The organism is Enterovirga sp. CN4-39 (assembly GCF_049446235.1).
Lineage (GTDB): Bacteria > Pseudomonadota > Alphaproteobacteria > Rhizobiales > Beijerinckiaceae > Enterovirga.
This window is the reverse complement of sequence record NZ_JBMSEF010000008.1, coordinates 68533-89799: the sequence shown is the minus strand read 5'-3', so window position 1 is coordinate 89799 and position 21267 is coordinate 68533. Positions and strand designations below refer to the sequence as shown.

24 protein-coding genes are annotated in these 21267 nt (G+C 69.0%); 16 read left to right on the top strand and 8 right to left on the bottom strand.

The window, feature by feature from the left end:
• Nucleotides 1–68 precede the first annotated feature (68 nt).
• The 3 genes from ACO2SS_RS14715 to bla form a co-directional block, all read right to left on the bottom strand.
• On the bottom strand, nucleotides 69–983 hold the full coding sequence (locus ACO2SS_RS14715; protein WP_423278428.1) for a sugar kinase: 915 nt from the start codon (nucleotides 981–983) through the stop codon (nucleotides 69–71).
• Nucleotides 984–1057: 74 nt separating this feature from the next.
• Complete coding sequence (locus ACO2SS_RS14710; protein ID WP_423278427.1) at nucleotides 1058–1780, bottom strand: DUF2461 domain-containing protein; 723 nt, start codon at nucleotides 1778–1780, stop codon at nucleotides 1058–1060.
• Nucleotides 1781–1818: 38 nt separating this feature from the next.
• Nucleotides 1819–2712 (bottom strand): class A beta-lactamase, encoded by an 894-nt coding sequence (gene bla, locus ACO2SS_RS14705; RefSeq protein ID WP_423278426.1) that lies wholly within the window; start codon nucleotides 2710–2712, stop codon nucleotides 1819–1821.
• Nucleotides 2713–2815: 103 nt separating this feature from the next.
• Between bla and ACO2SS_RS14700 the strand changes: the two genes are divergently transcribed.
• Entirely contained in the window at nucleotides 2816–3688 is an 873-nt protein-coding gene (locus ACO2SS_RS14700; RefSeq protein WP_423278576.1) for a LysR substrate-binding domain-containing protein, read from the top strand.
• A 13-nt stretch (nucleotides 3689–3701) separates the two neighbouring features.
• Here the strand turns inward: ACO2SS_RS14700 and ACO2SS_RS14695 are convergent, their stop codons facing one another.
• Nucleotides 3702–5657, bottom strand: coding sequence for a PhoX family protein (locus ACO2SS_RS14695; protein ID WP_423278425.1), 1956 nt, complete (start codon nucleotides 5655–5657; stop codon nucleotides 3702–3704).
• Nucleotides 5658–5818: 161 nt separating this feature from the next.
• Here ACO2SS_RS14695 and ACO2SS_RS14690 point away from each other — a divergent pair, with 161 nt between their 5' ends.
• The 11 genes from ACO2SS_RS14690 to ACO2SS_RS14640 all read left to right on the top strand — a co-directional run bounded on the left by ACO2SS_RS14690 (nucleotide 5819) and on the right by ACO2SS_RS14640 (nucleotide 11982).
• Nucleotides 5819–6109 (top strand): hypothetical protein, encoded by a 291-nt coding sequence (locus ACO2SS_RS14690; RefSeq protein WP_423278424.1) that lies wholly within the window; start codon nucleotides 5819–5821, stop codon nucleotides 6107–6109.
• 154 nt (nucleotides 6110–6263) lie between these two features.
• Nucleotides 6264–7343, top strand: a complete 1080-nt coding sequence (locus tag ACO2SS_RS14685; protein ID WP_423278575.1) for a hypothetical protein — start codon at nucleotides 6264–6266, stop codon at nucleotides 7341–7343.
• Nucleotides 7343–7762, top strand: a complete 420-nt coding sequence (locus tag ACO2SS_RS14680) for a lysozyme inhibitor LprI family protein (RefSeq protein WP_423278423.1) — start codon at nucleotides 7343–7345, stop codon at nucleotides 7760–7762. The genes ACO2SS_RS14685 and ACO2SS_RS14680 overlap by 1 nt, the downstream gene beginning before the upstream one ends.
• 34 nt (nucleotides 7763–7796) lie before the next feature.
• Nucleotides 7797–8132, top strand: coding sequence for a YbjQ family protein (locus ACO2SS_RS14675; protein WP_423278422.1), 336 nt, complete (start codon nucleotides 7797–7799; stop codon nucleotides 8130–8132).
• Complete coding sequence (locus ACO2SS_RS14670; RefSeq protein WP_423278421.1) at nucleotides 8129–8557, top strand: lysozyme inhibitor LprI family protein; 429 nt, start codon at nucleotides 8129–8131, stop codon at nucleotides 8555–8557. Before ACO2SS_RS14675 ends, ACO2SS_RS14670 begins: the two co-directional genes overlap by 4 nt.
• 21 nt (nucleotides 8558–8578) lie before the next feature.
• The gene (locus ACO2SS_RS14665; RefSeq protein WP_423278420.1) at nucleotides 8579–8755 is read left to right on the top strand and encodes a hypothetical protein; all 177 of its coding nucleotides are present in this window, start codon (nucleotides 8579–8581) and stop codon (nucleotides 8753–8755) included.
• A gap of 81 nt (nucleotides 8756–8836) precedes the next feature.
• The gene (locus ACO2SS_RS14660) at nucleotides 8837–9028 is read left to right on the top strand and encodes a type II toxin-antitoxin system HicA family toxin (protein ID WP_423278419.1); all 192 of its coding nucleotides are present in this window, start codon (nucleotides 8837–8839) and stop codon (nucleotides 9026–9028) included.
• 9 nt (nucleotides 9029–9037) lie between these two features.
• The gene (locus ACO2SS_RS14655) at nucleotides 9038–9448 is read left to right on the top strand and encodes a type II toxin-antitoxin system HicB family antitoxin (protein WP_423278418.1); all 411 of its coding nucleotides are present in this window, start codon (nucleotides 9038–9040) and stop codon (nucleotides 9446–9448) included.
• A gap of 123 nt (nucleotides 9449–9571) precedes the next feature.
• A complete protein-coding gene (gene lepA, locus ACO2SS_RS14650; protein ID WP_423278417.1) occupies nucleotides 9572–11377 on the top strand; it encodes a translation elongation factor 4 in 1806 nt (601 codons plus the stop codon).
• A gap of 88 nt (nucleotides 11378–11465) precedes the next feature.
• On the top strand, nucleotides 11466–11660 hold the full coding sequence (locus ACO2SS_RS14645) for a DUF2281 domain-containing protein (protein ID WP_423278416.1): 195 nt from the start codon (nucleotides 11466–11468) through the stop codon (nucleotides 11658–11660).
• Nucleotides 11653–11982 (top strand): type II toxin-antitoxin system PemK/MazF family toxin, encoded by a 330-nt coding sequence (locus tag ACO2SS_RS14640; RefSeq protein ID WP_423278415.1) that lies wholly within the window; start codon nucleotides 11653–11655, stop codon nucleotides 11980–11982. Before ACO2SS_RS14645 ends, ACO2SS_RS14640 begins: the two co-directional genes overlap by 8 nt.
• Nucleotides 11983–12014: 32 nt before the next feature.
• On the opposite strand, the gene ACO2SS_RS14635 is transcribed toward ACO2SS_RS14640, so the two are convergent.
• Both ACO2SS_RS14635 and ACO2SS_RS14630 read right to left on the bottom strand, forming a co-directional pair.
• Entirely contained in the window at nucleotides 12015–13223 is a 1209-nt protein-coding gene (locus ACO2SS_RS14635; RefSeq protein ID WP_423278414.1) for an alpha/beta hydrolase family protein, read from the bottom strand.
• Between the two features lie 110 nt (nucleotides 13224–13333).
• Nucleotides 13334–14311, bottom strand: a complete 978-nt coding sequence (locus ACO2SS_RS14630) for an MBL fold metallo-hydrolase (protein ID WP_423278413.1) — start codon at nucleotides 14309–14311, stop codon at nucleotides 13334–13336.
• Between the two features lie 198 nt (nucleotides 14312–14509).
• Here ACO2SS_RS14630 and ACO2SS_RS14625 point away from each other — a divergent pair, with 198 nt between their 5' ends.
• On the top strand, nucleotides 14510–15436 hold the full coding sequence (locus ACO2SS_RS14625; RefSeq protein ID WP_423278412.1) for a LysR family transcriptional regulator: 927 nt from the start codon (nucleotides 14510–14512) through the stop codon (nucleotides 15434–15436).
• A 15-nt stretch (nucleotides 15437–15451) separates the two neighbouring features.
• Here the strand turns inward: ACO2SS_RS14625 and ACO2SS_RS14620 are convergent, their stop codons facing one another.
• On the bottom strand, nucleotides 15452–16120 hold the full coding sequence (locus ACO2SS_RS14620) for a hemerythrin domain-containing protein (protein WP_423278411.1): 669 nt from the start codon (nucleotides 16118–16120) through the stop codon (nucleotides 15452–15454).
• Between the two features lie 553 nt (nucleotides 16121–16673).
• On the opposite strand from ACO2SS_RS14620, the gene ACO2SS_RS14615 reads away from it, so the two are divergent.
• Both ACO2SS_RS14615 and ACO2SS_RS14610 read left to right on the top strand, forming a co-directional pair.
• Entirely contained in the window at nucleotides 16674–17876 is a 1203-nt protein-coding gene (locus ACO2SS_RS14615; protein WP_423278410.1) for an ABC transporter substrate-binding protein, read from the top strand.
• Nucleotides 17877–18020: 144 nt separating this feature from the next.
• Nucleotides 18021–19406, top strand: a complete 1386-nt coding sequence (locus ACO2SS_RS14610; RefSeq protein ID WP_423278409.1) for a sulfatase-like hydrolase/transferase — start codon at nucleotides 18021–18023, stop codon at nucleotides 19404–19406.
• Here ACO2SS_RS14610 and ACO2SS_RS14605 read toward each other — a convergent pair.
• The gene (locus ACO2SS_RS14605; RefSeq protein ID WP_423278408.1) at nucleotides 19348–20544 is read right to left on the bottom strand and encodes a glycosyltransferase family 87 protein; all 1197 of its coding nucleotides are present in this window, start codon (nucleotides 20542–20544) and stop codon (nucleotides 19348–19350) included. The genes ACO2SS_RS14610 and ACO2SS_RS14605 overlap by 59 nt on opposite strands.
• Nucleotides 20545–20740: 196 nt before the next feature.
• Here ACO2SS_RS14605 and ACO2SS_RS14600 point away from each other — a divergent pair, with 196 nt between their 5' ends.
• A complete protein-coding gene (locus ACO2SS_RS14600; RefSeq protein ID WP_423278407.1) occupies nucleotides 20741–21217 on the top strand; it encodes a hypothetical protein in 477 nt (158 codons plus the stop codon).
• The last annotated feature ends 50 nt before the right edge of the window (nucleotides 21218–21267 follow it).

Here is a 21267-nt window from a genome sequence, read left to right as displayed (position 1 = left end):
GACCGGCCCTTTAGCGCTCGGGCGCGGCCCCGGGTTCCGGCTTTCCTCGCTGCGTGGGCGATGCTGGCCTATTCGGCCGCTTCCGCGCGGGGCTGGCGCTCGGGCCAGGTCTCGATGGTTACGTCGATATCGCGCAGGCTCGGGATGCTGGCCTCGTTGCCGAGATGCTGGATCGCATGGGCGGAGGCGGCGCGCGCGAAGGTGAAATGGTCGATCCAGGGCAGGTCGGGCCGCGCCAGCGCGGAATACATGTAGGCGCCGTGGAAGATGTCGCCGGCCCCGTTGGTGTCGACGACGAGGCGCTTCGGCACCGCCAGGGAAGGCAGGTGCCGCCGCTCCCCGGTCTCGTCGTACCAGACCATCCCGTCCGAGCCCTGCGTCACGGCCCCGATCCGGCAGCCGCGGCCCTGCAGGTAGTCGAGCATGCCGGCCGTCGTGAGGTCCATCTGCTCGCAGAGGCGCTCGGCCACGACCGCGACGTCGATGAAGCCGAGGAGCTCGTGCGTGTTCGACCGCAGGCCGCCGCCGTCCAGCGAGGTGAGCACGCCCGCATCGCGGAAGATCTTGGCGTAGTGGATCGCGGCGTCGGGCTGGTGGCCGTCGAGATGGAGCCCGCGCGCGCCGTCGAGGTTCAGGGGCGGAACCGGGTGGAGGTAATGGTCGTCCCGGCAGCGCACGATGGCGCGCTTCGTGCCGTGCGGCATGATGAAGGACAGCGAGGATTCCCGCACCTTCCGGTGATGGACCGAGATGCCGTACTTGGCCGCCATGTCGATGAACATGCGGCCGAGCCAGTCGTCCGCCACGGAGGCGAGCAGATCGGGCGCGATGCCGAGCTTGGCGCAGCAGAAGGCGGCCGTGACCGCGTTGCCCCCGAACGAGATCGCGTAGTCGTCGGCGACCGTCTTGTCGTCACCCGTCGGGATGTGATCCGTGATGAAGGTGACGTCGATATAGGCCTGGCCGATGAAGAGTGCCTTCATGAATCGCCTCCGCCGGACGAGTTAAGCCCGACGGCGGAGAACCGCCAAGCGGGGCGCCGGGATCCGTGCAGGCCCTATGCCGGCCGGTGCGCCGCCAGCGCCGCCCAGCCGAAGCGCAGCAGCGGCTCGGCATCCCGCGCGAAGCGGACGAGGTCGTCGACGAGCGCGGGCGAGCGGATCGCATCCGCGTCCACGGGCCGGCGCACGATGACGTTGCGCATCCGGATCGCGGCCGCGAGATCCGGCTCGGCGACATCCTCGAAGCCTTTCGGGGCGCGGGCGACCGGATCGCCGTCGCCGAGCGCGAGACCCGCCTTGTCGAGCGTCGCCACGGCCTCCCGGAACGCCTTCGATTTTCCCACGATGGCGCGCCGCATCGCGAGGAGGTCGTCCGGCTCCGGGTGCCAGAACCCCGCTGCCGCGAAGCAGCCCTCCGGGTCGATGTGGATGTAGAGGAAGCCCTGGGACCGCTTGGTGCCGTCCCGGCTCAGGACGGCCCCGGCATTGGTCTTGTAGGGCCGCTTGTCCTTCGAGAAGCGGATGTCACGGTGCAGGCGGAAGATCGAGCGCCCGTCGCCCCGCAGGGGCATATCGAGGGCTTCGAAGCGCCCGCACAGGTCCCCGATCAGGCCGACGAGCGGCGCCTTCAGCTCGCTGTCGTAGATGCCCCGGTTCTCCTCGAACCAGGCCTTGTCCTGGTGGAAGGCGAGCGCCTTCAGGAAGCCGAGCGCCTGCGGGCCGAAGCCCGCGAAGGCCGGCGCTCCGCCGGCCGGCCCCACCAGAGACGTGCGTGCCATCAGGTCCTTCTCCAACGGCCCCGGCCCACCCCGGCCGGTCAGCCGCCCAGTCGCCGCGCCACGATGCGCCCCACCTCCGCGATGACGGCGAAGCGCTCGGTCATACTGCGCTCGCTCTGCGTCAGGTAGGCCGCCACGACGACGGGCGCCCGGCCCGGCGGCCAGATCACCCCGACATCGTTGGTGGTGCCCTGGTCCCCCGCCCCGGTCTTCTCGCCGATCCGCCAGCCTTTCGGCATTCCGGCCCTGAGCCGCGTGTCCCCCGTCTTGCAGCCGACCATCCAGGCCGTGAGCATCTCCCGGGATTTCGCGGGAAGCGCATCCCCGAGAAGAAGCTTCCTGAGATCGGCCGCCATCGCGGCGGGGCTCGTCGTGTCGCGCGGATCGCCCGGCCGGGCCTCGTTGAGCCCGGGCTCGATGCGGTCCAGCCGCGTGACTTCGTCGCCGAGCGACCGGGCATAGGCCGTGAGGCCGGCCGGACCCCCGATCGCGGACAGGAGCAGGTTGCCGGCGGTGTTGTCGCTCATCGTGAGCGCCGCGTCGCAGATCTCCGCGAGCGACATGCCGTCCCCGCCGACCCGTTCCTTCGTGACGGGCGAGTAGACCACGAGGTCCTTCTTCTCGAACCGGATGCGGCGCGACAGCTGCTCCTTGCCGCCGTCGACCCGCGCCAGGACCGCGCTGGCGGCCAAGACCTTGAACGTGCTGCAGAGCGGGAAGCGCTCGCCCTCGCGGTAGCCCGCGCTCTCGCCGCTGCCGCTGTCGAGCACGAAGACCCCGAGCCGGCAGGCGCCCGATGCCTCGATCCGGGCGAGCTCGGCCGCAAGGCTCTCGGTCCAGCCCGCGGCATCCCGCGCCCCGGCGCGTCCAGGAAGAGCCGTTCCGAGCGCGCCTCCCAGGGCCCCCATGACGATGCCTCGTCTCGTGATCATGCCCAAACTCCTTTGCTGGCGGGCGGAAGTTCGGGCATGTCTCTCCAGAGGACAAACGATCAATCCTCGCCAGAGCCATAAGAAAATCTAGGGCTTCGACGTGCTGCGATCCCACCTTCCGCTGAACGCGCTGCGCGCCTTCGAGGCATCCGCCCGCCATCTCAGCTTCACGCGGGCGGGGCTCGAGCTGCGCGTGACGCAGGCCGCCGTGAGCCACCAGGTGAAGAGCCTGGAGGATCTCCTCGGCGCCGCGCTGTTCCGGCGCCTCCCGCGCGGGCTCGCGCTGACGGACGAGGGGCTGATCCTCCTCCCCGTGCTGTCCGATGCCTTCGCCCGCATCGGCACGGCGCTCGACCGGGTCGAACGGGGGCGGATCGAGGAAGTCGTGACGGTCGGCTGCGTCGGCACCTTCGCGACCGGATGGCTGCTGCCGCGGATGGACGGCTTCCAGGCGGCGCATCCCCGGGTCGAGCTGCGGCTGCTGACGAACAACAACCGCGTCGACCTCGCGGGCGACGGGCTCGATTTCGCGCTTCGGTTCGGGGACGGCTCCTGGCACGGCACCGAGGCGACGGAGCTCCTTTGCGCGCCGATGTCGCCGGTCTGCGCCCCGGAGGTGGCCCGGCGCCTGGAGGCACCGCAGGATCTCGCGCGGGAACGCCTCCTGCGCTCCTACCGGACCGACGAGTGGAGCCACTGGTTCGCGGCCGCCGGCGCGGCCTGTCCGGCCCTGCACGGCCCGATCTTCGACAGCTCGCTCACGATGGCCGAAGCCGCCGCCCGGGGCGGCGGCGTGGCCCTCGTCCCCGTGCGCATGTTCGAGGACGAGATCCGCACGGGGCGCCTCGTCCGGCCATTCGCGGCCGAGGTCCCGGCCGGCTCCTACTGGCTCACCTGGCTCAGGTCCCGGCCCTTCACGCCCGGCATGCACGCCTTCCGCGACTGGCTCCTCGCGGAGATACGCGCGGCCGCCTAGGCTCGCGGGTCGCCTACGCGATCCTGCCACCGCCCTTCCTGGTGACGACCACGACCGAGGGCCGCGGCGGCATGCCGTCCTGGAAATCCGGCCAGCGCGTGTTCGGGTTCTCGAAGGTTGCGGGTTGTCCCTCCTCCGCTTCGCCCGGATGCTGGACGGCGAGGAACAGCGTCTCGTCGTTCGGCGTGAAGAAGGGCCCGCACATCTCGGCTCCCACGGGCACGCGGAAGAAGTGCCGGGACGTGCCGCGCAGCTCGCCCTCCGTTTCCATCGCCCAGAGCCCGTCGGCCCGGCCGGTCGCCTTCTGGCTGTTGCCGTCCGTGGCGATCCAGAGCCGGCCCTTGGAATCGATGGCGCAATTGTCCGGCATGCCGAACCAGCCATTCTTCGTGGTCTCCGACGAGAAGGTCGCGCCGACATCCTTGATCGAGGGGTCGCCGCAGCGGACGAGCACCTCCCAGCGAAAGCTCGTGGCGGCATGGTCGCCGCCCTCCGGCACCATCTCGACGATATGCCCGAAAGCGTTCTTCGCCCTTGGATTCGCGGCGTCGACCTGCTCGGCGTTCCGCCGGGTGTTGTTGGTCAGCATGACGTAGACCCGGTTCGTGACCGGGTTCGCCTCGACGTCCTCGGGCCGGTCCATCTTGGTCGCGCCGAGCACGTCGCCCGCCCGGCGTGTCTCGATCAGCACGTCGGCCTGGCTGCCGAAGCCGTTTCGTTCCGTGAGCGGCCCCTGGCCATGGACGAGCGGCAGCCACGTGCCGGTGCCGTCAGGATTGTACTTGGCGACGTAGAGCGTGCCTTCGTCGAGGAGGCCGAGATTGGCGGCCCGGTTCTGGGGATCGACGCGGCCCGCGGTCACGAACTTGTAGACGTAGTCGAAGCGCTCGTCGTCGCCGAGATAGATCACGTAGCGGCCATCCCGGTTGGTGATGCCGGCCGCGCCCTCGTGCTTCGTGCGGCCGAGAGCGGTGCGCTTCCTCGGCACGAAATTGGGGTCGAACGGGTCGATCTCGACCACCCAGCCGAAGCGGTTCGCCTCGTTCGGCTCCTTCGACAGGTCGAAGCGGTCGTGGAACTTGCCCCAGGCATAGGCCGGCCTGCCGATGCCGTAGCGCTTGTAATTGGCGGCCTCGGCATGGCCGTCCGGCAGCTTCGACCAGAAATAGCCGTTGAAGTTCTCCTCGCAGGTCAGCCACGTGCCCCAGGGCGTCACGCCGCCGGCGCAGTTGTTGACCATGCCGGCGACCCGCTGCCCGCTCCCATCCGCGGAGGTCTTCATCCGGTCGTGCCCGGCGGCGGGTCCGGTGATCTCCATCTGGGTCTCGGCCGTGATGCGGCGGTTGTAGCGGCTGTCGCGCACGACCGACCAGCGCCCGCCCTCGCGCCGGATCTCGACCACCGCGCCGCCATGCGCCGCCATCTCGATCGCGACGAGTTCGTCCGTCATCTTGGCGAAGGCGGCATCCTTGGCGTCCTGGACGCCGACGCCCGGAAACATCAGTTCCTCGTTCGTGTATTCGTGGTTCACGACGAGGAGCCCGTGCTCGCTCGATCCCTCGATCGGGATGTAGCCGACGAAGTCGGAATTGTAGCCGAACTGGCGCGCCTGCTTCTCGGCGCTCTGGTGCAGCGGGTCGAATTCGGGCGCATCCGGGAAGATCGGGTCGCCCCAGCGCAGGAGGACCTGCGCATCGTAGCCCTCCGCGACATGGTGCGTCCCGTCTACGCCGGCCTCGATCTCCTTGAAGTCGAAGGATGCGGCAGCCGGCTTCCCGTTCGCGGCGAGCGCCTTGGTGCCGATCGTGGCCGAGATGGCCGTCACGGCCATGGCGCCGCGGAACAGGTCGCGGCGGTTGAACCGGGCGGCGATCATGTCGCCCATCGTGGGGTTCTCGGTCGGGTTGATGCCGGCATCTCCGGAATCCTCCAGATCCGCCGCCCGCATGCGCTCTGCCGTGTCGCTCATCGTCGTGCCCTGCTCGCCTGGGCAGCGCATTAGAAAGGTTCCATGTCACTACTGTAACACTTCCACCGCCCACGCCCTCGAACCCGGGCCGGCCGGGCGCGTTCGAAGACTTGGCGGCACCGCGCCGGTGGCTCGGGCGGCCTGCGGCGCTGGAGGGCATCATGCGGTTTTCTCATCTCGCAATCGTCCCGGTCCTCGCGCTCGCGACGACCATCGGCGCCGCATTGGCGCAATCGGGCCGCGCGGTCCCGATCCAGCAGGACCTGCGCCGCTACGACCAGGTCGAGCGGCGCCTCGGCGTGCGGGGCCCGAACGGTCCCGACGCAAGCGGCCCCGTGCAATCCGATCCCACGGGCGTCGCCGGCTTCTTCGGCGCGCCCGGAGGCTATGGCGACAGCGTGAACAGCTACGATCCGCTGCCGCAGGGCATCACGGGAGCCGACATCCGGTAGGTCCGCGACGTCGAGGGGCGGCATGTCGTTCGCCGGGCAGCCGTGATGCCGACAAGTCGCGAGGTCCGGTTACGGCGCGGTTTTCCATCCGGGAAGACCAGGCGCGAACCTCCGGGCGATCGGGGCGATTAGCCTGAGCCCCACCGTGATCGCCATGCTCGACCGCACCTGCCGATTCCTCTTCGGCATCGTACTGCTTCTCCTCTCGCCGCTCGCGAGCCTGCAGGCGGCCGCATCGCCGGCGCCGGACTTCGCGAGCGGAAAAGCCAGAATCTTCCTGCCCTTCCTCAACGCTCCTGCCCCTGGGGCCGAGATGACGGCCTCGCCGCGGCTCGGGCTCTCCTTCGGCGGCGAAACCCACCCCGTCCTGACCGATACGGGCTCGACCGGGATCGTCGTCTCGGCGAGCCGCATCCCGGATGTCGACCGAATGCCGGCGAGGCCCGGTCGCCTGACCTATTCGAGCTCCGGCCGGATCATGGTGGGCCGCTGGGTGACGATCCCGGTGACGGTCTCCGGACGCGATGGTGCGCGGGTAAGGACCGCGCCCATCCCGGTCCTCGCGGTCGACCGCATCGAGTGCACGAAATCGGCGCGGGACTGCACGCCGGAGGACAGGCCGGGGCATATCGCCATGATGGGGATCGGCTTCGGCCGGGAATACGACAGCCAGTCCGAGAGCACGCCCGAGACCAATCCCCTGCTGAACGTCGCCGCCGACGGATCGCAGCCGCTCCATCGCGGCTATGTCGTTACCCGCGAGGGCATCCAGGTCGGCCTCGGGCCGGCCGACGCGCAGGGCGGCTTCCGCTTCGTGAAGCTCGACCCGCACCCGTCCATCGCGGGCGAGTGGCAGGGCGTGCCGGTCTGCATCCGCGTGAACGAAGGGGTCCCCGCCTGCGGTCGGGCCCTGCTCGACACCGGCGTCGCGGTGATGTTCCTGACGTTGCCCAAGACGGCCGTGACGGATGCCCTGGACCCGACCGGCAAGGGCCTTCTGGCGGCCACACGCCTCGCCTTCACGTTCCCGGGCGCAAGCCCGTCCGAGCCGGCCGCCTCCTACACGATCACCGTCGGCAACGATGCCTCACCGCTCGCGCCGAGCGGCATCCATCTCAACACCACGCGCCCGGACCCCTTCGTGAATACCGGCCTGCACGTCCTGAACGGGTTCGACCTTCTCTACGACGCGGACGGCGGCTTCTTCGGCTTCCGCCCCCTCGGAGGACCTTAATGAAGACGAGGAGTGCATTCGCGGCGGGGCTTGCAGCCCTGCTCCTCTCGGCGGGCGGCGCCGGGGCCCAGGATCCCGGCCGCTGCGGGGACATGCCCAACCAGATGGAGGCGAATCGCTGCGTGGCCGAGGCCTTCGCGAAGGCCGATGCGGAGCTCAACCGCACCTATGGCGAGCTCCGCGCCAAGCTCGATGGCGCCGGGCAGCGCAACCTCGTCGCCGCCCAGCGGGCCTGGATCGCGTTCCGGGATGCCGAGTGCAACCTTCGCACCGGCTACGACCCCGCCGATCCGGCCGCCTCCGGCACGATCGCCCCGATGCTCATCGGCCTGTGCAGGACCGACCTCACCCGCCACCGGACGGCGGACCTCAAGGCGCAGATCAGGTGCCCGGGCGGGGACCTCTCCTGCACGCCGTGATGCCGCTTTCCCGACCCTCAAAGGAGAAGAGCCTGTGATCATCGTCACCACCGAGACCATACCGGGATGCCGGGTCCGCGAGGTGCGCGGCCCCTGTTTCGGCGCCGTCGTCCGCAGCCGGGGCGCCGTCGGCAACATCGCGGCCGGCCTGCGCTCGATCATGGGCGGCGAGATCAACGAATATAGCGGGCTGCTCGAGGAGGCGCGCAGCCAGGCCATCGACCGCATGGCCCAGAACGCCGCCCAGATGGGCGCGAACGCCATCCTGACGATGCGCTTCGATTCCGCCGAGACGGACCAGAACATGCTGGAGGTGGTCGCCTACGGCACGGCCGCCGTGGTCGAGACCGAGGGAGGGTTCGCGCGGTGAGCGGCCTCAAGGCTCTCCGCCGCGGGGCTGGCCTGGGGCTCCTTCTCTCTGCGGCCGCGCCTGCCCTGGCCGAGCAGCCTTCCGCCAAGCTCTGCACCGATCCGTCCTTCGGCACGCCGCAGATCGCCGCCTGCATGGAGAAGGCGGCCGCGGAGGCCGACAAGCGGCTGAACGACGCGTACAGGAAGGCGATCTCGATCATCGAGAAGGATTCCGACCGCACGCCCGAGCAGAAGGTGGCCTGGCGCCAGGCGCTCCTCGTCTCCGAGCGGGCCTGGACGGCCTTCCGGGACGCCGATTGCGGCGACCTCACCGTCATCGAGTGGAACAGCGGGAGCGGCACGGGCACGGCGATCGCCGCCTGCCGGTACGACAAGACCGTCCAGCGCACGGCCGAGCTTCTCGCCCGCTATCCGCTGCACTGACCGCCGGAGACCGCCTCTCGAATGACGACCCCAGGGCGACATCGCCTCGCCGTCGCCGTCCTGACCGGCTTCCTCTTCATCCTCGCCATGCTCGTAGCCAACCTCGCGGCGATCCCGCGTACGATGGTGACGGACGGCGTGATGGGCGGGGGTGCAGCCCTCGCAGCGCAGCTGATCCTGGGCCGGTTGAGGCGCTGACCGGAGCCGGGCGCGAAGAAGCCCTGCATCTCGACGAGCCTTCCTCATGCGCATATATATGCGCATAGATGAGGGTTGCAGGTGCCCAGGGTCGAGACGAACAGGAAGCGCGTCGTCGACCGGCTGCACCAGGATGGCTGGGTCAACGAGGGTGGCGGCGAGCATGACAAGTTCGCCCATCCTGACCGCCCCGGGACCAGGATCATGGTGCCCCGGCACCGGACGCTCTCGCCGGGCGTCGCGCGGTCCATCGCTCGCGCGGCAGGTTGGTAGGAGGCCGAGATGACTCGGTACATCGCGCTCATCGACGGGGAGCCAGGCGCCTTCGGGGTGAGCTTCCCCGATTGCCCCGGCTGCACCGCCATGGGCGATACCGCGGACCGGGCGCTGGCCACTGCCACGCGTGCGCTGCGCGAGTGGATGGGCGATCGTGTCGCTGCAGGGCTCGCCCCGCCTGCGGCACGCTCCCTCGAAGCGATCCGTGCGGATCCCGAGTTCCTGGAGGATTTCGAAGCGGGTGCGCTGGTGGCCAGCGTTCCGCTGCTTCTCGATGCGGGGCGTTCCGTCCGGGCCAACGTGTCGCTCGATGCCGGGCTCCTCGAGGCGATCGATGAAGCGGCCCGGGAGCGAGGGCTGACGCGCTCGGCGTTCCTTGCCTCGGCGGCGCGCGAGAAAATCGCATCCTCTGCGTGAGGATGCCGCCTTCCCTTGGCGGAAGGGGCCCGCGCTGCTATTTGCGGTGCAATCCGATTTCCGCGCTCCAGTGAGTCCCGGCCCCTGCCGGCGCGCGATCCTGGACGGCGCCGCCCGAGTCACATGACCACGCATCCGATCGACAACATCCGCAACTTCTCGATCGTGGCGCATATCGACCACGGCAAGTCGACGCTTGCGGATCGCCTCATCCAGCAGACCGGCGCGCTCTCGGCCCGCGAGATGACCGAGCAGGTGCTCGACAACATGGAGATCGAGAAGGAGCGCGGGATCACCATCAAGGCGCAGACCGTCCGGCTCGAATACAAGGCGCAGGACGGCAAGGACTACGTCCTGAACCTAATGGACACGCCCGGCCACGTCGACTTCGCCTACGAGGTATCGCGCTCGCTCGCCGCCTGCGAGGGCTCGCTCCTGGTCGTCGACGCCTCCCAGGGCGTCGAGGCGCAGACGCTCGCCAACGTCTACCAGGCGCTCGACGCCAACCACGAGATCGTCCCCGTCCTCAACAAGATCGACCTGCCGGCGGCCGAACCGGATCGCGTGAAGGAGCAGATCGAGGAGGTGATCGGCCTCGACGCCTCGGATGCGGTGCCGATCTCGGCCAAGACCGGCCTTGGGATCGACCTCGTGCTCGAGGCGATCGTGAAGCGGCTGCCGCCGCCGAAGGGCGACGAGACCGCGCCCCTGAAGGCGCTCCTCGTGGACAGCTGGTACGACGCGTATCTCGGCGTCGTGGTCCTGGTCCGCATCGTCGATGGCAAGCTCAAGAAGGGCATGACCATTAAGATGATGGGCACCGGCGCCGTCTACGGCGTCGACAAGGTCGGCGTGTTCCGCCCCAAGATGCAGGACGTGGCCGAACTCGGCCCGGGCGAGGTCGGGTTCCTCACCGCTTCCATCAAGGAGGTGGCGGACACGGCCGTCGGCGACACGATCACGGAGGACAAGAAGGGCACGAAGGAGCCGCTGCCGGGCTTCAAGCCGGTGCAGCCGGTCGTCTTCTGCGGCCTGTTCCCGGTGGATGCCGCGAAGTTCGAGGACCTCCGCGCCGCGATGGGCAAGCTCCGCCTCAACGATGCGAGCTTCTCCTACGAGATGGAGACCAGCGCCGCCCTCGGGTTCGGCTTCCGCTGTGGCTTCCTGGGCCTGCTCCACCTGGAGATCATCCAGGAGCGGCTCGAGCGCGAGTTCGACCTCGACCTGATCTCGACCGCACCCTCGGTCGTCTATCACCTGAAGATGCGCGACGGCACCGTGAAGGAGCTGCACAACCCGGCCGACATGCCGGACGTGATGAAGATCGAGGCGATCGAGGAGCCCTGGATTCGCGCCACCATCATGTCGCCGGACGAATATCTCGGCGGCATCCTGAAGCTGTGCCAGGACCGGCGCGGCGTGCAGATCGACCTGAACTATGTCGGCAAGCGCGCCATGGTGGTCTACGACCTGCCGCTGAACGAGGTGGTGTTCGACTTCTACGACCGGCTGAAGTCGATCTCGAAGGGCTATGCCTCCTTCGACTACCACATCACCGACTACCGCGAGGGCGACCTCGTGAAGATGTCGATCCTGGTCAATGCCGAGCCGGTCGATGCGCTCTCCATGCTGGTCCACCGCGACCGGGCCGAGAGCCGCGGCCGCGCCATGTGCGAGAAGCTGAAGGACCTCATCCCCCGCCACCTGTTCCAGATCCCGGTCCAGGCCGCGATCGGCGGCAAGATCATCGCCCGCGAGACCATCAAGGCCCTGTCGAAGGACGTCACGGCCAAGTGCTACGGCGGCGACGCCACCCGCAAGCGCAAGCTCCTCGACAAGCAGAAGGAGGGCAAGAAGCGCATGCGCCAGTTTGGCCGCGTCGAGATCCCGCAGGAGGCGTTCATCGCCGCGCTGAAGATGGATTCTTAGCGGCGACTACTCGGTCTCTACGCCGTTGCAGCGCGTCTGTTGCGGCTTCATATTGTCGGCGGGGATGTCGGAACGCGGAAACCCGGGCATGACCCTTGCGGAAACCATCTTCGAGCAGGTGAAGGCCCTGCCGGAGCCGCTCGCGCGAGAGGTGCTCGATTTCGTCGAGTTCCTTAGCGAGCGCGCGGAGCAGGGCTCCTGGCGCGACCTGATGAGCGCCCAGACGGGCGGGCTCGCGGCCGTGTGGGACAATCCAGAGGACGCGATCTGGGACAATGCATGAGAGAGGCGAACTGCTGCTCGTGCCGTTTCCCTTCAGCGATCTCTCGTCAACGAAGCGACGCCCCGTACTCGCGTTGACGAGGCCGGACCGGTACGGAGACTTCATCGGCCTGCCGGTCACCTCCCGTCCGCATCATGGGAATGCCGTTCCGATCTCCATGGCCGACCTGACGGAAGGGACGCTCCCGGTTGCGAGTTGGGCCCGGACCGACCGCGTCGTCACGCTGAACTCGAGCCTTGTCCTCAAGTCGCTCGCTCGCGCCGACGATTCTGTGGTCGACGCGGCGGTCAGGCAACTCTGCCGCCATCTTGGCCGAACGTAGTCCCCTGCCGGTTCACTCCCGGCGCCGCCGCCTCAGAGCCCGTCGAACCAGCTTTTCCATTGCGGCACGGCCTTCGCGAAGGTGCCGCGATGGGTCGTCGGGCCGGTCGAGACCGCCTCCACGCGGTCGTTCCCGATCGCACGCTGATAGAGCATCGGCAGCTGCGCGAGCTCGTTCCGGATCACCTCGTCGGATTCCCCGTAGAAGGTGCGGACCGGCGTCTGGATGAGCCAGCGATAGGCCTGCGTCTTGGCGACGAGGCGGCCGTAGGCCGAGTTGGCGAAGTAGAGCGGATCGAAATATTCCGCGCGGATCAGCTTGCGCAGGTCCGTCGGGACCTCGCTCGCCTCGAAGGGCTCGCGGGCATAGGCCTTGCGGGAGACCTCGTAAGAGGCGTCGGTCAGCAACGAGCGCGCGAGGCCCGGGACGCCGTAATAGTTCTCGAACGAGAACGACGACAGGATGAACAGCGTCCCGACCCAGGACGCATCGATTGTCCGCGGGAAACTGAGGAACCCGTTCAGCGCGGCAAACACGTCCGCGGGTGCGCTGGCGGTCGCGGCGGCGACGACCGGCACGCCGACGCTCTCCAGCTTCTCCAGCATGGCGAGGGTGACGAACCCGCCCTGCGACCAGCCGGAGAGGAACAGTCTGGTTGCGGAGAGCTTCAGGTCCTCCAGGACGGCCCGGCTGGCGAGCAGCATGTCATGGGTCGCCTGCTGGTGGCTCGCCTTGACCATGTAGCCCTCAGGCTCGCTCGATTGGCCGAGCCCGAAGTAATCCGCCCCGATCACGATGTAGCCCTGCCCGGCGAACTGGGCGATCATCAGTTGCGTCTCGGGCGACTGCTCGGGGAAGGACGGCACCTCCTGTTTCCCGTACACGGTGCCGTGCTGGTAGGAGACCATCGGGAAGGTGGTCCCGGCCGTGTCCGGCACCGCCAGGAGGCCGGTCGCGACCGTCGGCTTGTTGCCCCTGTCCGGGACCACCGAAGGGTAGGTCACGCGGTAGAGCCGCACCGCATTGCGGGCAGGCGTATAGCTGACGGGGATGCCTGCGAAGGCCGGCGTGTCGACCGACAGGATCTTGTTCAGCCGGTCGACGTCCCAGCGGCCGATCAACTCGTACTGAACCCCGGATGCGACCTGAGCGGGTCCGGCCTGGGCGGAGGCCGGGTTGCTCCCGGCCGCCGCTCCGAGGAGCATGGCGACAAACGCGACCAATCGGACCAGGAACGGCATGGATCTCCCCCGCGCGGACGGCGTTCTGCGGCTGCGTCTCGGAGCGGGGATACCGCCGCTCCGCTAACGAAGTGCTGCGACCCGCCGCGGAGCACGCCGGGAATCCCAGCTCAGTTCGGGCGGCGGTTGGCGTAGTCGATCGGCACCCAGGCAAAGCCTCGTCCCGCCGCCGCGCGGACGTGCCCGACGCCCGGGAAGGGCAGGTGCGGGGCCGCGAGGAGCACCCGGTCGCGCACGAATTGCGGAAACGCCTCGCCGCGAACCTGGGCGGCCTTCTTCGGATCGAGGTCGTAGACGATGCTGATCTCCGGCTGCGGGAACTGCACGGCGGCAACGTGGATGATGTCGCCGATGAAGACGATCCGCTGCCCGCCGCTCTCGAGCGTGTAGAACGCGGTGCCGGGCGTGTGGCCGGGATGGAGGGTCGCCGTGATGCCGGGCAGGACCTCGCTCGTTTCCGCGAAAGGCTTCACCTTGCCGGCATCGAGATACGGTTTCAGCGACTTCGCCCCCTGGACGAAGTACCTCATGTCGTAGTTGGTCCGGCCCGAGTTCGACGGGTCCATGAAGAAATCGACGTCGGGCTTGCCGACATGCAGCGTCGCGTTCGGGAACACGCGGGTGCCGTCTTTCTCCAGGCCGCCCGTATGGTCGGTGTGGACGTGCGTGACCAGGATGTCGGTGATCTGCTCGGGGCGGAAACCCGACGCGGCCAGGCTCTCCGTCAGTTTCCCTCCCAGTCCGGGCCCGAAGAGGTTGCCGGAGCCCACATCGACCAGGACGCGCCTGTCGCCGAGCTCGATCAGGAAGACGTTGATGGAGGCCTCGACCGGGTTGGCCAGGAAGCCCTCCGCGAGCAAGGCGTCGATCCGGTCCGTCGTGGCGCCGAGCAGGAGCTTGTGGAGATCCTGCGGGACCGTGCCGTCCGACAGCACCGTGACGCGCACCTCGCCCAAGGTGAAGCGGTACACGCCCGGAAGCTGCGGGAGCACGCCCGCCATGGCGGCCTGTGCGGGGGGAGAGATGGCGGGGGCGGGGGCCACGGCCGGGGCCGCCAGAAGAGCCGCGAGGGCGAAGCGTCGAACCATCGAATTCATCCCTGGATGCATGGGCAGGGCCTCTACCGATGCGGGCGGCGCGCGAGAAACCTCCGCGCTCGATGGCTTCCATCGAGCCGATTGATCGCTCCTCCCCGCCTCCTGTACCCGGGACCCGGCCTGCCATGCCTCTCGCCTCCGGCTTCCGCCGGGTGGAGAAGGGCCGCTCAGACGCTCGGAGGGTTCCCATTGGCGATCCAGGACAACGGCCTCGATATCGGGCTCCTGCTCGCGCTCGATGCTCTCCTGAAGGACCGGAACGTGACCCATGCGGCGGGCCGGCTCGGCGTCACGCAGTCGGCCCTTTCGGCACGGCTGACGCGGCTGCGCGAGGTTCTAGGGGATCCGCTCTTCATCCCGGCCGCGTCCGGCCGCGGCATGATCCCGACCCCGCACGCCCTTGCCCTCGAAGCGGATCTCGCGAAGCTGCTGGAGAATTTGAACGATTTCGTCCAGGGCGCGGCCGTCTTCAATCCGGCCAGCAGCCGGCGCGTGTTCCGCATCGCGGCGACCGACAACCCGGCCGCGATCCTGGCGCCCGACCTCATCCCGCTGGTCCGCGCGGAGGCCCCGGGAACCCGCATCGCCTTCACGTTTCCCGACAAGGCACGCATCCCGGAGCTGTTGGAAGGCGGCGAGATCGACCTTTTCGTCGGGGCCGCGGAGGACGAAGCGGGGGCGCTGATCGCGAGGCCGCTATACCGGGAGGAATTCGTCACCGCGCAGCGGAAGGGGCATCCCCGGGGCACGGATCCGCTCACGCTGGACGCGTTCTGCGCGCTCGACCACCTGCTCATCTCGGCGAGCGGCGGCGGCTTCTCCGGGACGATCGACGACGCCCTGGCGGAACAGGGACGCGAGCGCGTCGTCTCCGTCTCCATCCAGAGCTATGCGCTGGCGCCGCTCGTGCTCGCAGCGAGCGACCTCATCTGCACGCTGCCCCGCCGGCTGCTCAGCCGTTTCTCGGCCGAGCTCGACCTCTTCGCGCCGCCGCTCGACCTCACGCCGTTCGGGATCTTCGTCTACTGGCACCCCCGCATGCGCAAGCACCCCGCCCATGCCTGGCTGCGGGAGCAGGTCGCCCGCTGCGCGCGCCTGGAAGGGCGGAGGGAGTGAAGGGCGAGACCGGGCTCAGCCCTCCTTGATCCCGGCCGGATCGCTTTCGCGCCGCGCGCGATTGCGCCGCGAGCGCGTCTTGACGGTCCGGGAGGGGGCGTCGCCCAGATCCGGGCCGGCGGCCCGCCAGCGCCGCAGATGCCCGGTGCGCTCGGCCGCGAATACGAGGCCCGCGGCAGCCACGAGGGCCGCGCCGGCCCAGAGCGCGCCCCGCTTCAGCTTGGGGTGCTCGTGCCGCTCCCGGATCTCCTCCTCCTTCTCCTCGATATAGTCCCGCAGAGCCGTTTCGAGCTCGTCGGCGCTCAGGAGGGTTTCCGCCTGCGGGAAGAGCTCGTGCTCCTCGCGGTGGAAATGCCGGTCGAGGCGGTAGCTGAAATCCTCGAAACGCGAGGTCCACTCGGCGGTGTTCTTGTGATGGGAGCGCGCGAGCCGGGCGAGCTCCTCCTCGAGGTCCTCGTGCTCCTTCTCCAGCGTGCGGACGAGATCGCGAGCCTGCTCCTTGTCCTCGAGCACCTCGAAGAGCCCGTCCTCCTCCGCCTCGAAATGCGCTTCGAGCTCGTCGGCGAGCTCCGACACGAGGCGCTCGCGGTTCCGGATAGCCCCGCGGTCGACGGCCCGCAGGACCATCTCGCCGATGGCCGTGATGTCGGTGTGGTCGTTTCTGAGGAGTTTCAGGAGAGTCATGGCACGCCGCCGCAAGCAGAGGCCAAGTCAACGGAAGGGATTTGGCGAGGGTTCCCGCTCATCCGGCGAGCGCAGCGTTTCGCGCTTGACAGTCCCAGAATATTATCCTATGTTGTTGCCTGTCCCGGCCCACAGAGGGGCGTGTGCGCAGCGTGGCTCATGCGGGTCGGGAACGGTGGTCCGGGGAGGCCGGCGTCACGCACCGGCGCCCCGGGCGGCCCAAGTCGGCAATCCCGGCTGGCTGAGCCTGCCGGTCACTGTCCCGGGGCCCTCGCGGGTCCAGGAGGACGCAGCGGGAGGATAGAAAGGTCACCCTCCCGGGGGTTCGCCGAAGCAAGCCTCAAACACCGTGTGCGGGAGGTCCGGGCGATAGCGCCCGCGGGTTCCGACACTCCCTTCCGGCAACCGATCCGCCCGCCGGAGCGGTGCCGCCCGGCCTCCCGCACCACCCTCTCGGAAAACCGAGGGGAAATCTCGGCGTGGGCGGATGACAGATGCCTCGCCAGCCCACCGCGCTTCCGCTAACGATTGTCCAAAACATCGGAGGACGCTCGTGAGGAAGTCTGTTCTGGCCGCGGCTCTGCTTGCGGCGTCGGCGGCGGCTGCCCAGGCCCAGGTTTCGGACGATGTGGTCCGGATCGGCGTCCTGTCCGACATGTCGAGCTGGGGCAAGGACAATGCCGGCCCGGGCTCCGCGGAAGGGGCCCGGATGGCCATCGAGGAGATGGGCGGGCAGGTGCTCGGCAAGAAGGTCGAGCTCGTGATCGCCGATCACCAGATGAAGACGGATATCGGCGCGCAGGTCGCCCGCTCGTGGTTCGACGAAGGCAAGGTCGACGCGATCGCGGACGTGACGAATTCCGCCATTGCCATCGCGGTCCACAATCTCGCCCGCGACAAGAACCGGGTTGCGCTGCTCTCGGCCCCGGGCGCCAGCAGCCTGACGGACAAGCTCTGCAGCCCGAACACGGTGCACTTCACCTACGACACCTATTCGCTCGCCAAGGTGACGAGCCAGGCGCTGGCCGCCGAGGGCGCCAAGAGCTGGTACTTCGTGACGGCCGACTACGCCTTCGGGCACGGGCTCGAGGCGGATGCGACGCGCTTCATCAAGGAGGCGAAGGGCGAGATCCGGGGCGGCATCAAGCACCCGACCGGCACGTCCGACTTCTCCTCCTTCGTGCTGCAGGCGCAGGGCTCGAAGGCCGACGTCGTGGTCTTCGCCAATGCCGGCGCCGATACCCAGAACGGCCTGAAGCAGGCGGGCGAGTTCGGCCTCGTGCAGGGCGGCCAGAAGCTCGCCGGCCTCCTCATGTACGAGACCGACATCCACGCGGTCGGGCTCGCGAACGCCCAGGGCACGTATCTCACGACCGCCTCGTACTGGAACATGAACGACGCCACGCGGGCCTGGTCGAGGAAGTTCTTCGAGCGGATGGGCTTCATGCCGACCATGAACCAGGTCGGGGCCTATGGCGCGGTGCTGCACTACCTGAAGGCGGTGAAAGCTGCCGGCACCGACGAGGCGAAGGCCGTGATGGCCAAGATGCGCGAGCTGCCGATCGAGGATGCGTTCATCAAGAACGCGCGCCTCCGGGCGGATGGCCGCGTGATGCGCGACATGTATCTCGCCCGCGTGAAGTCGCCGGCGGAGTCGAAGGAGCCCTGGGACTACCTGGAGATCGTCCGCACCGTGAAGGCCGAGGACGCCTACCGGCCGGAGAGCGAGTCGGAGTGTCCGCTGCTGAAGAAGTGACGGGGCCGGGTCGGCAACCCACGCCTTCGGTCCCGGTCGGGAGAAGCGACCCGGCGTGTCGGGTCGATCTCACCGGACGTTAAGCGATCCGGATATACCGCCTGTCCTGGTAGGCCATCCGGCCGCGCGGCAGGACTGGAGGCGATGAACGCCAGGCAGCAGGGCCAACCGGACAGGTTCGCGTCACTCACGGCTATGGGCCCGACCCTGATCCTGTGTGCGGTCGGCATCCTTCTGCCGAACGCCCTATCGCTGATCTCGCTGGCAGCCGGGATCGGCGTTCCGCCCCGTACGGCGGCGATCGTGGCCTATGCGGCCGTGGTGCTGATCTCGCGGCTCGTCCCGTTCAGGGCGACCCTCGCGCTGTTCCTGGCCGTGGTCGCCTATGACGTGATCTCCACGGTCGCCCTGGCCTTCGGCCTCGCGCCGCAGGAGATCGTCACGGCGCTTCACCTGCTGGTCGCCCTGAAGCCGCTCGCCTCGCCCCTCTACCTGGCGCTCGGCGCCGGATTGGCCCTGCTGCTGGCCGCGAACGTCTTCGCCCTCAGGTCCTTCCGCAGCGGCATGCGTCGCGGGAACCCCGCGGCGCTGGCCGGGGCGGCCTTGCTCCTCGCGGGCGTCGATGTCGTCGCCAATACCTCGCCCCACTACGAGTTCGGCACGCTCTATGCCGCCGGCAAGCCGATGGAATCGGCCGCGGAGGATTCGGGTTTCCGGCGCGGTATCACGGCCGGACGCGACCGGCATGCTCTTCTCGTGCTCGTCGAGGCGCTCGGGCGCTTCGCCGATCCCGCCCACCAGGCGCTTCTTCTCAAGCCCTTCGATGCTCCGGCCCTGCGCGACCGCTTCGACGTGAGTTTTGGCGAGACGACCTATTACGGCTCTACCACCGCGGCCGAAATGCGCGAGCTCTGCGGCACCAGGGCGCCATATCAGGACGTCGTGGACGGCGAGGCCTTCGACTGCCTGCCCGAACAGCTTGCGAGGCGCGGCTACCGCACCCTCGCGCTTCACAACTTCACGGAAGCCTTCTTCGACCGGCGCGAATGGTATCCGGGCCTCGGCTTCCAGGACGGGATCTTCGGCGAGGATCTCGGCCCGCGGTTTGCCGCGCGGTGCGGCGGGCCCTTCCGCGGCCCCTGCGACCGGGACGTGGTGGCCGTCATCGCGCAGGAACTGCGGCAGGCCACGACTCCGACCTTCGCGTATTGGCTGACCTTCAGCACGCATGTCCCGATCGCGCCCGGGGAGGGCACGCCGCGGCTCGGCTGCGAGGCCGACGGCGGCCCGATCGGTCACGTCGAGGTCTGTCAGATGACGGAGCTGTGGCTCGACGTTTTCGAAGGGATCGCCAGGATGGCCGCCGAGCTGCCGCCGACGGAGATCCTCATCGTCGGGGACCATGCCCCGCCGCTCTGGTCCAGGGCGGGTCGAGGGCTCTTCTCCCCCGGCAAGGTCTCCTGGATCCGCCTCACGCCGAAGAGCGGCCGGGGAGGGGGCCCCGCGGGTTCGGCTCGAGAGCAACGATAGGCATCCTGCCCCGAGCGCCGCGCGCCTCCCTGAGGACGAGCAGGAGCAGGGCCGTCAGGAGAAGCGGCGTGACCGGGAGGGGGATCAGGAGATTCATGCTGCGCGCCGCCCCGGGCAGCAGCCACGCGACCGCCAGCGTCGTCTTCAGCCAGGGCCGGAACCCGTGCTCCTGCCCATACGAGACGATCAGGGCCATCGCCGCGCCGAGCACGACCATGTCGTAGTCGAGCACGTAGGGCGTGACGAGGAGCGTACCGAGGAGCAGGCCCGCTCCCTTCAGCCGCATATCGATAGGCCCCCGCCAGAGAGCGACGCAGAACGCCGTCACCAGGGCGGAATAGACACCCTGAAGCGCATAGGCCGGGAAGGTCGCGCTCCCCCAGAGCCGCGCCCAGGCGAACACGCTCTGAAACTTCTCGAAGCCGGCCCCGCCATTCGCGAGCACGATCGCCTGCGTCGTCCCGAGCGAGCGGACGAACGCCGCCCATGTCTCCGCGCCGAAGATGCCGAAGCTGAGAGCGATCAATGCGCCGACGGTGGCGGCTGCGGCCGCGAAGGCGCGCCAGTAGCCGCCGACCGCAAGGAAGACGGGGATCAGCAAGCCGAGCTGCGGCTTGAACGCGAGCGCCCCGAACAACACGCCCGCCAGGATCTCATGGCGGGGAAGGGCGAGGACGCCCCCGAGGAGGAGCGCTGCGGTGAGAAGGCCGGTCTGGCCATGCGCCAGGCACAGGAACACGGCCGGGCATCCCAGCGCGACGAGCGCCGCCAGCCGAGTGCTCAGGACGCGGCGATAGGCCAGGAAGGCCAAGACCAGGCTGGCGCCCTGCCAGAGGAAAAGCGCAGGCAGGTAATCGAACCGGGCGAGGGCAGCCGCGAGCAGCAGAAAGATCGGCGGGTAGTTCCAGGGGAAAAAGAGCTCGGTGCCGAGCAGGTTCAGCTGGATGTCCCGAAGGGCGGTCCAGTTATAGGCCTCGGCCGCGCGGCCCTGAAAGGCGAGCCATCCTGCCGACCAGAAGCTGGCAAAGTCTGTTCCGAGCGGCCGGCCGAGGGGGTCGAGCACGCCATTCGCGCCCAATATGCCGGCTGCCGCCGCCAGGGCCGAGATCGCGAGAGCCGTGCCCGACGCAACCGCCATCAGGCGGGCGGTCAGCCACGAGCCCTCGGCGTATCGCAAAGGGAGACTTGCCGCGCGCCCCATCCCGGTGAGATGCGGCCCTCTGCCTTAACGTCCGCTTTCCGCCGGAGCGGAACACCAGAAGATGCCTCCCTACATCTTGCCCGCTTCGCGCAAGTGCTCGACGTTGCAAGGCAACGAATCAGGGGAATGTCGGATGAAGGCAGGTTTCGTCGGCTTGGTTTTTCTCGCCGCAACGCTCGGCGTCGGTGCGGCGGGCGCCCAGACGCCTTCGCCGAACCTGCCGACCCCGGCAACGCCTGGCCCGAATCCCGGTGCGGCCGCGACCGATGCGGTGACGAGCCCGACCAAGCCCACCGAGACCGCGCCCGCCGCCGGGGCAGGCGCCACGCCCGGCGATGCCTCGCCCGGGACGCGCGCGCCGGTCGCGCCGCCTGCCGTCGTGCCACCGGCTCCGCCGGCCCAGCCCGGCCCGACCGGCGCCATGAGCCCGGCCGAGATGCGGGAGCTCCTGGACGCCTCGCGCGCCACCGCGAAGGCCACCCGCGAAGCCGTCGAATACGGCCGCGTGGTGCCGGACATCCTGCAGCAGATCCTGGCCAAGCTGGACAAGATCGAGGACAAACTCGACAAGGTCGAGAATGCCGTGAAGGCACAACGGAACCGGCGCTGACGCGCCGGCACCCTGCCTAAGGCCAAGTTGACGCGGCACGGGGCTTGCCC

What these genes read in the sequence shown, in the direction of transcription:
- ACO2SS_RS14645 (WP_423278416.1), top strand. Translation starts at nt 11,466, where the DNA reads ATGACCCTTGCGGAAACCATCTTCGAGCAGGTGAAGGCCCTGCCGGAG.
- ACO2SS_RS14620 (WP_423278411.1), bottom strand. Translation starts at nt 16,120, where the DNA reads ATGACTCTCCTGAAACTCCTCAGAAACGACCACACCGACATCACGGCC.
- ACO2SS_RS14695 (WP_423278425.1), bottom strand. Translation starts at nt 5,657, where the DNA reads ATGAGCGACACGGCAGAGCGCATGCGGGCGGCGGATCTGGAGGATTCC.
- ACO2SS_RS14630 (WP_423278413.1), bottom strand. Translation starts at nt 14,311, where the DNA reads ATGGTTCGACGCTTCGCCCTCGCGGCTCTTCTGGCGGCCCCGGCCGTG.
- ACO2SS_RS14655 (WP_423278418.1), top strand. Translation starts at nt 9,038, where the DNA reads ATGACTCGGTACATCGCGCTCATCGACGGGGAGCCAGGCGCCTTCGGG.
- ACO2SS_RS14685 (WP_423278575.1), top strand. Translation starts at nt 6,264, where the DNA reads ATGCTCGACCGCACCTGCCGATTCCTCTTCGGCATCGTACTGCTTCTC.
- ACO2SS_RS14715 (WP_423278428.1), bottom strand. Translation starts at nt 983, where the DNA reads ATGAAGGCACTCTTCATCGGCCAGGCCTATATCGACGTCACCTTCATC.
- ACO2SS_RS14600 (WP_423278407.1), top strand. Translation starts at nt 20,741, where the DNA reads ATGAAGGCAGGTTTCGTCGGCTTGGTTTTTCTCGCCGCAACGCTCGGC.
- ACO2SS_RS14605 (WP_423278408.1), bottom strand. Translation starts at nt 20,544, where the DNA reads ATGGCGGTTGCGTCGGGCACGGCTCTCGCGATCTCGGCCCTGGCGGCG.
- ACO2SS_RS14635 (WP_423278414.1), bottom strand. Translation starts at nt 13,223, where the DNA reads ATGCCGTTCCTGGTCCGATTGGTCGCGTTTGTCGCCATGCTCCTCGGA.
- lepA (WP_423278417.1), top strand. Translation starts at nt 9,572, where the DNA reads ATGACCACGCATCCGATCGACAACATCCGCAACTTCTCGATCGTGGCG.
- ACO2SS_RS14680 (WP_423278423.1), top strand. Translation starts at nt 7,343, where the DNA reads ATGAAGACGAGGAGTGCATTCGCGGCGGGGCTTGCAGCCCTGCTCCTC.
- bla (WP_423278426.1), bottom strand. Translation starts at nt 2,712, where the DNA reads ATGATCACGAGACGAGGCATCGTCATGGGGGCCCTGGGAGGCGCGCTC.
- ACO2SS_RS14640 (WP_423278415.1), top strand. Translation starts at nt 11,653, where the DNA reads ATGCATGAGAGAGGCGAACTGCTGCTCGTGCCGTTTCCCTTCAGCGAT.
- ACO2SS_RS14610 (WP_423278409.1), top strand. Translation starts at nt 18,021, where the DNA reads ATGAACGCCAGGCAGCAGGGCCAACCGGACAGGTTCGCGTCACTCACG.
- ACO2SS_RS14665 (WP_423278420.1), top strand. Translation starts at nt 8,579, where the DNA reads ATGACGACCCCAGGGCGACATCGCCTCGCCGTCGCCGTCCTGACCGGC.
- ACO2SS_RS14690 (WP_423278424.1), top strand. Translation starts at nt 5,819, where the DNA reads ATGCGGTTTTCTCATCTCGCAATCGTCCCGGTCCTCGCGCTCGCGACG.
- ACO2SS_RS14710 (WP_423278427.1), bottom strand. Translation starts at nt 1,780, where the DNA reads ATGGCACGCACGTCTCTGGTGGGGCCGGCCGGCGGAGCGCCGGCCTTC.